The organism is Acinetobacter sp. AOR34_HL (assembly GCF_027854795.1).
GTDB classification, from domain to species: domain Bacteria; phylum Pseudomonadota; class Gammaproteobacteria; order Pseudomonadales; family Moraxellaceae; genus Acinetobacter; species Acinetobacter junii.
In genome coordinates this window covers 1-14194 of sequence record NZ_JAKTID010000057.1, presented here as the reverse complement: position 1 = coordinate 14194, position 14194 = coordinate 1, and the positions used below count along the sequence as shown (strand labels likewise).

Below are 14194 nucleotides of genomic sequence, written 5' to 3'. Positions count from 1 at the left end.
ACACTAAGCGTTTAATCTTCGACAAAAGAACTCACTTCTTCTCCCTTTTTGACTAAAACCCACCCTATACATATCCCAACCAATATCATTAAAGCGAATAAAAAATAGAAAGGTAGATTTTGATCAAATTGATATAAATAAGTGCTAACTAGAGGACCAAAAATCAAGCCAAAAGCTTGAGTTGCAGTGCAATATCCTGCCATTTTAACTTGTGAATCTTGTGTAACTGCTTGTGCTGCCCCTGTTGTAAATGCAGGTAATAAGCAAGCGACTGAAATACCATAGAAAATATAACTGGCTTGAAATACCACAATACTTTGTGCATAAAGAGATAGTAGCAACCCAAAGCACATGGTCAAAATGCCGATTAATACAAGACTATGTAGTTGCAGCTTAATCACTTTTACGATCAGCAACTGTGTCACCACCAGACAGATACCAACAACAACCATACATTGAGAGAAATAGACTGCGCTTTGCTGACTACTCAGAAAGAATTTATCTTGGATATAAAATCCAGCAGTCATGTTTAATGTCACGATTGCAACATAAGTAGAAAAACCTAAAGCCAACCAAATTAAACTTTGCTTGATAATATTTTGCTGATTCAAAACTGTATTTGAACTTTGTTCTGATGTCTTATCTGCATCTGACCGTATATCACTCTTTTTCTTAAAAAACATACTGAGTGCCAAACTGACTAATGCCAGTAAAGCAACCGCGAACCACATTGGAAATAATAGTCCACCATACAATAACAACGAAGTCGCCAAAGGTCCGACAATCATACCAAAGCTGTTCATCGCACCAAACAATGCCATATTCTTGCTACGAGTCGTTGTTTCAGCTGATTCTGTCATGACATAACTTTGTAGACCGATTTGTGGCATTGCCATAAAAATGCCAGTCGAAGCACGACTTAAAACCAACAAAATGAAAATCAACACTGAAGGCAAAAATGCCTCTAAACCTAAAGCCAGTATTAAAGTAAAAAGCGCCCATGTTATGGTCATTCCCATAAAGCCATAATTCACTAGATTTTCTGGAGATTGATTACTTTTATTCTTAGCAACCCATATTGACGCGATAGCCATACAGATCGCTCCTGCTGAAACGATCACTCCACCTTGGAATTCGGATAAATGTAGCTGTCGAGTCAAAGGTGCCAGTAAAGGAAGAATCATGGAAAAACACGTTCCATTGATTAACGCAGCCAAAGCTAAAAATTTTAAATGATTGTTCATCATGGAATTCATCAAAAGAAAAGGCATCTAAAAGATGCCTTTTGGATAAGATTAGTACTTGAGAGTATAGCTCAAACCATAGGTACGACCTTGAGCAGCCAAGCTCGAAATATCGCCGTAAACCGTTGAAACTGCTTGGCTATAAACAGACTTATAGTCCGTATTCCACACGTTATATACACCAAAACCTAAAGTTCCTGGACCTGATTTTGCATTGGCAATCACATCCATCACTGCAAAACCTTTGATTTCTGCTGGTGGACGAGTACTACCATTCGCAATCGCATCTTTACGTGCTTCATCCGTACCATCAATAGCCAAAGCTTGTACTCGTAAACCTAAACCATCATTGAATTGCCAGTCTGAATAAACCGTTGCTTTCAAAGGTGCTACACGAATTGCATCTAACTCTTGCCATTTACCATTTGAGTTTTTGAACTGACCACGTGTATAAGCTAAAGTCCCACCTACATTCCAATCATCTGAAACGGTATATTTGATATTACCTTCAACACCATACACACGTTCATCTGTATCAATAACTTCAATTGCAAAACTTGGAGGACCAAATTTCAATGATTTATCAGATTTGTTATAAAACGCAGTGATCCCTGTGCTTAACGCATCATCTTGTAGACGCCAGCCCAGCTCAAAACTATTTACTTTGATTGGATCAATTGTTTGGTTACTTACGACAAAGTTTGCAGGGACATCTCTTAGCATACGTTGTACATCAGGTAAATTTGCACCTTGCGAGAAATTTGCGAACACCTGTTGTGCATCAGTTAAATGATAAAGTGCGCCCACATTGAAAAGTGTTGCATCATGCTTAACTGAACCACCTTTTAAGGTTTTAGCTTGGTATGTTGGAACGAAATCGGCAACCATTGCTTCAGAATATGGAACTGAGTCTTTAACATCACTATCGATGCGCTCATGACGAATACCTGCTTGTAGATTTAAGCGATCAGTTGCTTCAAATTGACTTTGTAAGAAGAAACCAAGCTTTTCAGTATCTACCTCAGGACCAAAAGCATAATTATTTAAAGGCTTAAACTTAAGACCATTACTACTCATAAAAGTATTTAGATCATAAAGTTGTGCTGTTTGTTTGCCATTTTCCTTATCGTAATCCACACCATAAGTTAGATTTAATGCACGTTCTGCCAGATTGAGCTTACTTTGAAGTGCTAAACGAGCACCAAAAACATCAATATCTGTTTCTGATTGGGTAACAATAAATGTTCTTCCACCTGGAATGGATGCATGTGCTAAAGCATTTGCACTTGGGAAGAATCGCCCTTTTTCAGTACGAAAATAGGCCTCTGCATTTAAAGTCTGACCAAGAAAATCCTGATTTTCATATTGTGCATTTACTGCACTACGCTTAGTACGTGGTTGAGTATCAAGCTCTAAACCTTTCACCGCTTTTTGACTAGGTTTTGCGCCTCGAAGTAAAACAGATAAGCCTGGACCATAATCAGCGCCATATTCACTGTCCTGCTCATCATTATAGTATTGCGCACCGATACTTAATTTTTGCTTATCTGCCAACTGCCAGCTTAAACGACCATTCACATCTACAGTTTCAGTATCTTGACGATCTGTTTGTGCAACTTCTGGACCTACACGATCACCGCGACTATCTTGAATTTCACCGCGTTGTGTATAGCTAGCACCTAAGAAACCACTCCAATCCCCTTGGTTAAATGATGCAGACTGAAACGCTTCATAAGCTAAAGCATCACTTTTGAAATTATCACCAGAAGTAACGCCGAGTTTGGTTTCAAAATTTACACCATCACCCGAACCTCTTTTGGTGATGATATTGATGATACCACCTGTAGCACCTGCACCATAAATACTACTTGCACCTGACACGACTTCAACACGTTCGATCATGTCTGGGCTAATGCTATTTAATTGGCGTGAACTATCGCGTGATCCCGTTTGCGGAACACCATCAATCATATATTGCACTGTACGACCACGCATGGTCATCCCATAGTTACTGGTCGTACCTGAACTTGGTGTTAAAGATGGAACCAACAGTCCTAAAATATCGGCGGTACTTTTACCAGCAGCAGCTTGTTTTGCAATGTCTTCTTGGCTAATACTGTAAACAGTTCCCGCAATCTCAGCGATACTTTGAGCTGAGCGAGTTGCTGTCATAACAATTGGTGCCAGTTGAGTTGGCTTCTCAGCCTCAACCGTTGCACTTTGATTTACGGTTGAAGTCTGCTCGACATTTTGAGCATAAAGTTGCGTACTGATCGCCAAGCTGAGCAGTGTTAATGATGTCGAAAGTGAACGAACTTTCATAAATGACCCCTAGATGAGTTGTTGCGTTTGTTTTGCTTTGCGAATAAGCAGTTGACTAAGCAACACGCTTAAAACAGATGAAACTGCGAGAATGAGATAGAAGTTTCCATAACCAAATGCTTTGGCTAAGAAACCTGAGACTGCACCGCCAATGAAATAAACCAATAGTTCGAAGCAAACTAAAATCGTAAAATCAGTACCAGCTTGTTCTTTGGAGCTGGTCTGCATGAAATGTGCATATAAGGCTGTCATTGCGATATAGCGGATGGCAAGAATGACAATGACAAAGCCACCAAGAAGTAAATGCCATTGATTCAACCAACTGAGTAAAACTGCAACACCCAACAAGGCGTAAACCAAACTGCGTGCCCAACCAGCCCAGATCAGCAATTGTGTTGCGGCTATTTTTTTTAATAAAAATGCAGCTGAAACAGCGGCTAATAATCCAATCCCTGCACCTATTACAGACATCAGCACGCCGATTTGTGACAACGACCATTTCTGATCAATCAGCATCGGATTCAGCATCGCCATAGCTGGTGCTTCGACAATTCGATAACATACAATCAAGGCTAATGCCCATAACATTTCTGGACGTTTAAATGCACGGATCAGACTTGGCGGCTGTTTTGAGATTTTCTCTACATTTGATTTTTCTTTAATCTGGAAAATAGCCAACATCGTCAATGCTGTCATAGCGGCTAAGGAAATCAGTGCAGTTTGCCAACCATAAAGCTCATACAGCCATAAAGTTGCTGCTCCACCAACCATACTACCTAGCGCAACCCCCATACTTTGCGCCATACTGCCAAGACGGTATTCAGACTCAGTAAAAGTTTCAACGGTATAACCATCAATGGCAATATCTTGAGTTGCAGCAAAAGTTGAAATCCATAAACCGACAATAACAAATACACCAAGACCGTAATCGAATTGGGTAAGTGCCAAAGCAACGACCCCCAACACCAAAGCTATTTGCGTAAACAAAAGCCAAGTTTTACGTTTACCGAGTTTTTTGAAATAAAAACGATCAATTAGTGGTGCCCAAAAAAACTTGAATGCCCAAGGAATATAGAGCAGCGACAACATGCCAATCCAACGTAAATCTACGCCTTGATGACGCAGAATCGCAGGTAAGGCCACATTATAAAAATACAGTGGTAAGGCATGTGCGAGATATAAAACCACCACGACACTCAGGCTCAAGGCTGAGACTTTCTGAATATTTAATGAATTTTGATTCATAAATACCTCTGCAAAGCCCATTGTGTGACTTCAGCTTTATCTACGCTTACAAAATATGGAACATGCCAAGCTTTGTGCAGAGCTGGTGTATCCAATCGAATACGATCTTCTTCATCTTGAGCAATACGAGCAAAACCCAAGCAATATTGGTAAAAATCTTGTTTATATTGCTTATACCATTTGCCTTGGATTGCTCTATATTCTTCAGGAAATTCAGTATTTACATCGGTTTGCATGATCAACACGAAATTTTGCTTATTTTCGAAATAGTGCTGAATCCGTGCTAACCATTGTTCAAATTCTGCAACAGAGACATTCGCCGCAAAGCGCATGTCTAAGATATGCATTTCATTGATATATAAGCTCATGTAACACTCAGGAGTTTGGCTGGCTGATCTGCTAGCTGTTGTTGTGATGTTTGGTAATAATCCCCAAACTTGTTATAGAAAGTTTCTCTGAAGCAGTAGTACAACATCGCTGTTTTTTCAGGCATCGGTATTAAACGTTGGCTTTCATAACAAAGCTCTGCCACTACTGCTGCATATGGTTTAACGGTATGATCTGGCTCACCCACAATTTTTTTAGCTTTCGAATGTTCAAAAATGTAAAAACTGAGTAACCGAATGGTTGGTCGCAAGAAGCCTTTGCCAAACACAGATTTGTCACCAAACAGGAGATGCCAACCGAGATCATTGTCATCACCATCGTAATAACGGCCTAAACGATCTCGTTTACCTTCATAAATTTCGGTATAGCCCACATCTTTGCCATCAATTCCGACGATTAATAAGCGGTGATGGTCATCTGCTAACATTTTGTCGAAGTAAACTTGTAACTCTAGTTCCGATTTATTTAACTGCCACTGAGGAATTACATGTGGCTCATGCATCCATTGATGTAATAAAGGAATATCCTGAGGATATTGCACTTGGCGTAAGTAGTACTGTGTACCATCTTCAAAGTATTCAAAATAATCTGGTAATTGCTGAGAGATTGTTTTCATATCGAACCTATAAAATGACGAATAAAATTAGCCCGCTTTTGCTTGGCGAGGTTGTTCTGCCCATGTTTTCAATGTTTCTGGGCTAACTGGATTTGCAATAGGATCAAGGAAGACAGGAACAGGACGTTCTGCTTCATCGTTATAACTTGTGGTAAATAGACGTACACGGTTTAAACAAATTTTGGTGTAACTTGGGCGCAGCATGGCGAATTTATCAGCACGTTCAGCCAGTTCTGGATGTTTTTGGTTAAACTCAACAATCGTGTTGGAAATGGTCTGCCAAAAATCAAGCTCAGAATATTCAGGATAGTCTTGCAAGAACACATTACAGATATAACGGTAATGCACCATGAACAGACCAGTGAAGATAAAATGGCTTAGATCGGTCGCTTCGTGACGGAGTAATAAGTCTGCTTCAGATGGTAACTGGGTTAACTCAGGAAAATCCTCATCCACTAAATTAATGTCGTCAATGAAGTCTTTTAATACCATGGCTTTCGGCACACCATTTTCATGTACCAACATCGTGTTTTCGCCGTGTGGTGAAAATGCCAAACCATAGCGATACAAGCAAAGTAACAATGGACTCATGCACACTTGAGCAAATTGAGCTAACCAAGCTAAAGGACTTAATCCTGATGCTTTGATCAGCACGCTCAGGATCGATTGACCAGAAATATCACGATGTAATAGAGCTGCTTGAGAGAGAACTTGTTGTGATGAATCAACATAGCGATCAACACTTTCACGCCACAAACAACCGAATAGTTCTTTAAATTGATATGGTGCGCCGTCAATGCGGTCAAAACATGGCTGGTGAATGGTTAAAGTTGCAACCTCACCCAAAAAAATCACACCTGTATTTTGTAAGTCTTGATCTTGTTGATGAATCTGTTTTAACCATGCGGTCACTGCTGGAGCGGCAAGATTACGTTTTGAGGGTAATCCACGATAAACAGCAGTATTAAAAATACTGACTGGCAGTTTAATGTAATGACGTTGTAGATTTGATGTATTGCATAATGTGCGAATGGACTGCATTGGCACATAACTATCTTGACTGATATTCAGTTCAATAATTTTCTGATCAACAATTTCATTGGCATAAGTTGGCACGAGCCATTGGTGCCATTGCCATGCATGTACGGGAATCAAAAAATAATTTTGTGGGTCTAGATTTTTTTCTTGGAGAATATTGATGAATTGCTGTAGTTCATTGGCATCAAATTCATGTTGATATAAACCACATGCACTCCAATCTTCAGTGCTTCGATACTCTGCTAAATCACGATGTACAGCTAACCACAACACTTTAACTTCAGGAGAAAGTTCTGGCGCTGAGCTAAGATAATCATCATAACCAAAACCCATACGCCCCTTACTCATGATGAGCCAAGGATGACCTCGTAGCATGCCTTCAACTTTGTAATGAGGCTCAGTCAAAACCGCTGTGCTTGGCAAACGCGTTTCATTGAACAAATGTGCTTCTGCCAGCCAAGTATTGTTCATTTCTTTGATCAAATATGCTTTGGTAAATGGCTTTACATTAGAACTGTCAGACATTGCGACAATAAACTCATGTAAGTTCCAAGCAGGCTGATCATTTTCCTGACTATGAGTCACATCACGTACAGAAGCTTCCTGAATATTCCAATGTCCGAGTAGATATTGATGTCCTTGAAATTCATACTGACGATTGCCTAAATCTAAGCGATAATGCCCTGCTGACAATGCTTTAACTTCAATAATTTCTTCATATAGAAACTCTGCAATCGCCATTTCAATAAGACGTTGCCCTGCGGCACGCCATTGCTGCTGATTAATTTTTAAAGTTGCAAAGTTCATATCAGTTTCTCATAAGTTGAATGTACAGAAGCAGTTTGTGTCCGTGTATTAGCACCACGACGATTAGGATGCGCCGTCATCACGTTCTGTTCTGTTTTCTTGAAAATTGAATTGTTTTTATTGGCAGAATTTTCACAAACGCACTCTTTTGATTGTGCTTTGTCGTCTGACATACAAATTTTTGGATTTTGAGAGAGATTAAAGTGTTGGAATGTCTGCGCTCGATTGCGTAATTCATAAAGAGGCTCAGCAAGCAGTTGATTAATGATCGTTGCTGCACGATAAGCACCAAGACCTAAATCAGGCGTGCCGACACCATGACTATGCATTTCTTGATTTTGAACAAAGATATGACCATTCAACCTGTGTACAACTCGATAGTCTTCTGTAATCTGCCAACGCTGTTTATGATCAAACTCGATGTATGGCTTGAGCAACTGCATAAAACCAAAATCAGGTGTGAAATAACCCGTTGCGGCTACAAGAAAATCACAGTCGAGATGAAAAGACTGAGCTGTAGCACGATGTTCGAAATGCAGTCGGATTTTTTGTGTATCCAATACTTCCGCATCTTTTAAATCACATTGACTATGCAAATGTGTCTGTATGCTTTGACCTGCAATGCTACGGTGATAAAGCCTTTGATAAATTTCCCGAATGGTTTTTGCACTAATCCCCTTGTATAACAAGGCTTGTTGTTTTAACTGCTGTTCCTTCTGCTGCGCAGTCAAATCATAAAAATGTTGAGCATAATCTGGACTAAAATGTTCCAAACCTAATGGCGCATACTCCATTGGGAAGAAACCTTGAGAACGGGTAAACCAATGCAAATCAAACTGATGATTGTCGGTATCTTGCTGTTCGTCAAACAAGTCGATAAACACTTCAGCTGCGGATTGCCCCGAACCTAGTACAACAACATCGCCATGTAAATCTGTATCTGCATGCGTCATATACTGTGCTGAATGCAGACATTGTTGCGGACGGACTTTCTGAATCTTTGCCAAACATTCAGGCAAATATGGCACATTACCACTTCCAATCACTAAATGACGGCATACATAACTTTGCTGAACACCATTTGATTCAACGACTACTTTAAAACCTATCGTTTGGGGTTCAATCCTCAAGACACGAGATTGGTATTCGATACAATCAAGTTGTTCTGCAACCCATTGGCAATAATGGTTGTATTCACAACGCGGAATATGTGGCTGCTCTAGAAAATAAAACTTATATAAGCGTTGCTGATGACGTAGATAATTCAAAAAGCTAAATGGACTGGTTGGATCAACCATCGAGACCAAATCAGCCATAAACGGTACTTGCAATACCGTATTAGGTAGTTGCATACCTGCATGCCAATCGAATTGCGCCTTTTGCTCAAAAAACACGTAATCGAGTGAGCTTTTGTTTTGTAGCAAACTAGCAAGACTTAAATTAAAAGGTCCTAGACCAATGCCAATAAAATCAAGCATAACTGACATCCTTCTGTGAAATACGCAGTGGATTTGGCAGTTGCACGTAAACAGACTGATTTTCGACAGGCGCGATCAATTCGTCTAACTCATGCAAACGTGTCAGCAAGTTACCCTTATAAGGCAGAGTTGAATTGAACAGTAATCCTTGCAATAAGGTGCTATCAGGATATTGTTGTAATTGTTCTTCTAAAAATTCAGTTAAATGCGCTAACAATTCATCTTCAGTGATATAGCCCGTCGCACCGATGGCATTAATAATCCCGAACAAAGTATTGCCGAAGAAATAATAACTAAAACGCTCATCAACAAAATCTTTCGGACCTACCGCAAAGGCTTTTTCTTTCAGTTCAGGTAGCGCTTGTAGAATTTCAGTCGCAAACTCTTCAATATAATAAAAACCTTGGTTATCACGCAGCCATAAAGTTTTTGGGAAATGATTTTCCAGTTCCAACAACACATTTTGCTGATGTGATTCAAATGCCATTCCGAAACGATGGTATACATACATCAAGGGTTGCAAACTGACTTCGAGGAAACGAGTAAACCAATCTAAAGTAATCTCTGAAAAATCCATCTCAGGATGAGCTTTTGAAATCTTGGCAAATAATGCGTTAAAACGATTTAAAGATTTGCTTGGATGATCCTGACACAAGGATGCTATACAAGTGACTTGCTGTTGAGGATGGAAAGGCTGATCTCTAAAAATGCAGATACTTTCATTAATCACTTCATCATCAATTTTCAAGGCGATCCAAGCTGGGTCATTGACTGCCTTTAGACTTGGACATTTTTTTAGAATATTCTGACCAAACTCACTGTGCCACAGACGATGTGTTAATTCACCACGATGACATTCTTTGGCTAAATTCACTCGAATAGAATTGGTAATCATCACAGAAAGAGATGGCTTCACCATCCACGGAGCGTTGAAGCTTGCCAATGTACGAATGGATGTTGTTGGAGAGAATTGCCAGCCACGTAAACCTAAATCAATCAATTGCCCTGTTTGCTTCAATCGTTCAAACCAAGCTTTACCCTGTAAATAACGAGCTTGCCAAGGATGCAATGGGAGTAATTTATATTCGCTATGGGTTTTAACTAGATTGAGATCATTTTCAGATAAATACCACTGTAATGCTGTTTTTAATTGCGCTGAAATAGGTTCATCAGTCGCACTACCTTCCGCAATGTAATCTTGGTGCACTAGCCAGTAGTGAAGTTGTGTCTTACCTTTGTGTTCAGGTGAAAACTTTAGCCAATCCTCATGCACAAAACCTGTTCTACTTTTCGGCGCTGGGTGCATGCTATGCCCCAAAATCAGTGCCTGTTCAGTTTCAATAAAGCTTTGACCAGCTTTAACCAAGTCATCAAAATCAGCTTCACGTTGTATTAAAAACTGTTGCAATGCATCACGGCTTTGAATCCACTTTTCTAGTAAAGAAGCAGCATCCAAAGGTAAAGATGATTCAGAAACTAGTTCTTCAAGTAATAACCCAACGATTGCAACTGGACTGAATGATTTTGGCTGACCTGAAATTACGATTTGAGGAAGATTAGCTAACCGATGTCTACCAACACGGCTGACATAAGATAATGGGAAATCACATTGAGCATGAATTGAATTAATCGGAATAGATAACAACGTCAAACCTTGGCTAAACGCTTGTTGTTTCGGACTTTGCTGTGTTTTATTAAGCAAGTGACCTTTGCCAGTTTCTTGCGTATATGCGTTGACGAAATGTTGTATCGCCAACCGATTGGCAAGTGATTGCATCTGTCGGTATCCTCTATAAAGAGAGAGTTAGTTTTTTTTCGAATGTTTGAGCTCAAAACACTTCTCAAATACAGCAACGACTGCATATAAGATTAAACTAATGATAATAATTATCATTTATAATAGCAATTACAATATTTTCCTAGCAGTTTATTATTCAAGACATTGATTAATATAGATAAAATAAAGAAATAGAAGATTATGGATACAAAAGATAATAATTCTCATTATTATATATTCTAATGAAAATCTGAAATTTTATTGTTTTAGTAGATTAAAGTATTAAAGCATAAGCTATAGGTGTCAGATAAAGTCCCTAACTATCCAATAGATCAGAGAAAGTTGCATTTAATAACTTTGCTAGATCATTAGGATCTAAACCAATATCCAGCCCTCTTTTCCCACCACTGACATATATTTTATTAAATGTCTGCGCCGTCGCATCAATGACGGTTTTTAGACGTTTCTTCTGCCCTAATGGACTAATTCCACCAACTAAATAACCAGTCAAACGTTCAGCATCTTTAGGATTTGCCATTTGTAATTTCTTACATCCCACCGCTGCTGCAACTTTTTTTAAATTGAGTTGATGGTTTACAGGTAAGATCGCAATAAAATAGTTTTTTTCATCTGTGACCATTAATGTTTTGAAGACTTCTTCTACACGTAAATTGAGTTTTTCAGCAGCTTCTAAACCAAAACTCTTCGCGTTAGCATCATGTTCATATTCATGAATCGAGAATGCTATTTTATTTTTTTCCAATAACTTACAAGCTGGTGTCATTTGATATCTGGGTTATTTCGATGATTCTTAAGTTTGACAAGTGTAGCATTTTTAAAAAAATATTTTCAATTTGCTTAGGCTATTTTGAATAGTGTTCTTGATAATTATTTTTCAAACCTTATATAAAGACTGAATGCAATTGAGAAAGGCGCAAAAACTTCATGAGTTATAAACATAATAATCTGATGGCGATGCGTCAAAGCTACTGGGATGATGAATCTTCTTCTACCGTTCAAGCTGAAAAGCAATTTCTCCGTGATACTTTGGTTGAAGAAGGTATTTTCGAGAATGCGACTTTAGACGACACCAAGTACTTTTTCTTCACATTACCCAGTATTATTATCGTGAAAGCTCATGCTTTAGGTTTTCATCATAGTATTGTCAAACGTATGTTGATTAAGCATATACATACAAACCGAGCAGCTCTAATGCGTAAATCAGCCCTTAAAATTCAGTTTAAAATTTAGTACATATGTATAAATAGCTGACTTAAGCGATCTCCAATTTGCTTAGGCTATTTAGATATTGTTGACTTAAATCACAAATTTAGACTGATAATTCAAGCGATTGAACTATTTTAATACGTTCAAACGCTGTAATATCCACTACAATTTAACTCTCGGCTTTCCTCCCCCTCCGATTTCAGCATAGGATTTTTCTTTCATGTCAGATCAGAACGATAAGCTCAAGAATCTAAAAACCTCGTCTGTGGATCGTCGCTTATCTATTGCAAAAGCTTCTTTACTTGCTGGAACTCGTTGGGCAACTGCAAGTGCTACCTCTATGTTTTCTAGTGAGGAAGAAAAAGAGAAGAAACGTAAAAAAGCGATGGCTGATCAAGCCCATTATTTGGTCTCTGAAATTGGAAAATTAAAAGGTTCAATTGTTAAAATTGGACAAATGATGGCCTTATATGGTGAACATTTCTTACCAGAAGAAATCACTCAAGCACTCAATACGCTGAATAATCAAACTGTTGCTTTAGCATGGCCTGCAATCAAAGCGCACCTACATGAGCAACTAGGTTCGAAACTCAATGATCTAACGATTGATCATGAGCCAATCGGTACTGCATCATTGGCACAAGTTCACCGTGCAATTCGTAAATCTGATGGTTTAGAAGTTGTATTGAAGATTCAATACCCTGGTGTTGCAGAAGCGATTGATTCTGACATGAATCTTTTCAAAAACATGCTGAAACTCACACGAATGGTTCCTCAAACACGTGAGTTCGACCAGTGGTTTGATGAAGTTCGTGAAATGATGCACCGTGAAGTGAATTATGACATTGAGGCAGCGACAACTCGACGTTTCGCAGAACGCTTGAAAGATGACCCGCGTTATATTGTTCCACAAATTGTTGATGAGTTCTGTGCTGACAAAGTTCTGTGTATGACATTTGAGCGTGGAGTACCTATCAACAGCCCTGTTATGCTTTCTTTACCTCAAGAGCGCCGTAATCAACTTGGTGAAGCTTCACTAGAAATTGCAGTACGTGAGCTGTTCGAATGGGGTGAGATGCAAACTGATCCTAATTTTGGTAATTACCTTGTCCGCTTAGGCAATGGTGATGATGTAAAGGATAAGATTGTATTGCTCGACTTTGGTGCAATTCGCCAATTTGATGACAATCTACTTTCTGTCGCACGTAATCTTATCCATGCAGGATATGATCATGACAAAACTGCTATGGTTAAAGCGATGACAGGTTATGAATTTTTTGATTCGATGCCTGAAAGTGTAAAACCAGGTATGGCGGATGTGTTTTTAATTGCGACCGAAGCTTTTAGTAACCCAAGCAACAATCCTGATATGCCTGCTGGTGTGATGGATGAACAAGATCGTTATGATTGGAAAAAAAGCCAATTACATAGTCGTGTAATGCAACAAGCTGCTCAGTCTATGGCTTCTCGTTATTTCTCAGTACCTCCTAAAGAATTTATGTTTATTAGCCGTAAGTTCATTGGTGCTTATACCTTCATGACAGTGATTGAAGCTAAGACAAATGTTCGCAAAATGATTCGTCAATTTGCATAAACCAAATTAATTCAGTCATATTGACCAATCTGCTCTGTCAGTTTGGTCAATTTTTTTTGCTATAATTTTTTTTCATTTTTTTAAATTATTAGGACTTACGCATTGACGGATTCAAAAAAGTACTAAAATACTTTATAAAGTATCTGTGATCAGACGAATTAAACATGCTTCTACAGCAACTTGTACTCTACCCATTTATATGGGCTTTCTCATGACAGAACCGAACTCTATTAGCTGCACACAACTTGCCGAGACTTATAATATCTCGCATGATAGTGTAAATCGCTTTCTAGAGCGTGAAGATTACACACCTCACGACCTATATCAAGAATCAATTCAACATATTGATAATAACAAACTTATAGTCAGTATTGATGATACTGTTTTAGATAAACCATATAGTCAACATATGGACTTAGTTAGCTATTTTTGGTCAGGCAAACACCACCGATCCGTCAA

Annotated in this window: 11 protein-coding genes and 1 pseudogene; 3 read left to right on the top strand and 9 right to left on the bottom strand. The window is 38.8% G+C overall.

Translation table 11 applies throughout. The features are described 5' to 3' along the window. Positions 1 to 11: 11 nt before the first annotated feature. From MKL32_RS09960 to ybaK, 9 genes are all read right to left on the bottom strand, one after another. Complete coding sequence (locus tag MKL32_RS09960) at positions 12 to 1271, bottom strand: MFS transporter (protein WP_126131942.1); 1260 nt, start codon at positions 1269 to 1271, stop codon at positions 12 to 14. Positions 1272 to 1295: 24 nt separating this feature from the next. After that, a complete protein-coding gene (locus MKL32_RS09955; protein ID WP_270900485.1) occupies positions 1296 to 3566 on the bottom strand; it encodes a TonB-dependent receptor in 2271 nt (756 codons plus the stop codon). A gap of 9 nt (positions 3567 to 3575) precedes the next feature. Then, complete coding sequence (locus tag MKL32_RS09950; RefSeq protein WP_126131944.1) at positions 3576 to 4811, bottom strand: MFS transporter; 1236 nt, start codon at positions 4809 to 4811, stop codon at positions 3576 to 3578. Further along, positions 4808 to 5179, bottom strand: coding sequence for a hypothetical protein (locus tag MKL32_RS09945; protein ID WP_126131945.1), 372 nt, complete (start codon positions 5177 to 5179; stop codon positions 4808 to 4810). The genes MKL32_RS09950 and MKL32_RS09945 overlap by 4 nt, the downstream gene beginning before the upstream one ends. After that, positions 5176 to 5814: an acinetoferrin biosynthesis acetyltransferase AcbD gene (gene acbD / locus MKL32_RS09940; RefSeq protein WP_004915699.1), complete on the bottom strand. Its 639-nt coding sequence runs from the start codon at positions 5812 to 5814 to the stop codon at positions 5176 to 5178. Before acbD ends, MKL32_RS09945 begins: the two co-directional genes overlap by 4 nt. A gap of 27 nt (positions 5815 to 5841) precedes the next feature. After that, positions 5842 to 7659 (bottom strand): IucA/IucC family protein, encoded by a 1818-nt coding sequence (gene acbC / locus MKL32_RS09935; protein ID WP_204378979.1) that lies wholly within the window; start codon positions 7657 to 7659, stop codon positions 5842 to 5844. Next, positions 7656 to 9137 carry an acinetoferrin biosynthesis monooxygenase AcbB gene (gene acbB, locus MKL32_RS09930; RefSeq protein WP_270900484.1) on the bottom strand — a complete coding sequence of 494 codons (1482 nt, stop codon included), beginning with the start codon at positions 9135 to 9137 and terminating at the stop codon, positions 7656 to 7658. The genes acbC and acbB overlap by 4 nt, the downstream gene beginning before the upstream one ends. Further along, positions 9130 to 10914, bottom strand: a complete 1785-nt coding sequence (locus MKL32_RS09925; protein WP_125272443.1) for an IucA/IucC family protein — start codon at positions 10912 to 10914, stop codon at positions 9130 to 9132. Before MKL32_RS09925 ends, acbB begins: the two co-directional genes overlap by 8 nt. 316 nt (positions 10915 to 11230) lie before the next feature. Continuing rightward, positions 11231 to 11698: a Cys-tRNA(Pro) deacylase gene (ybaK, locus tag MKL32_RS09920; RefSeq protein WP_004954520.1), complete on the bottom strand. Its 468-nt coding sequence runs from the start codon at positions 11696 to 11698 to the stop codon at positions 11231 to 11233. A gap of 161 nt (positions 11699 to 11859) precedes the next feature. Between ybaK and MKL32_RS09915 the strand changes: the two genes are divergently transcribed. From MKL32_RS09915 to MKL32_RS09905, 3 genes and pseudogenes are all read left to right on the top strand, one after another. Continuing rightward, positions 11860 to 12165, top strand: coding sequence for a hypothetical protein (locus MKL32_RS09915; RefSeq protein WP_004915688.1), 306 nt, complete (start codon positions 11860 to 11862; stop codon positions 12163 to 12165). 196 nt (positions 12166 to 12361) lie between these two features. Further along, on the top strand, positions 12362 to 13735 hold the full coding sequence (locus MKL32_RS09910; protein WP_004915684.1) for an ABC1 kinase family protein: 1374 nt from the start codon (positions 12362 to 12364) through the stop codon (positions 13733 to 13735). A 145-nt stretch (positions 13736 to 13880) separates the two neighbouring features. After that, positions 13881 to 14194 (top strand): annotated as a pseudogene (locus MKL32_RS09905) (IS701 family transposase); the annotation flags it as partial.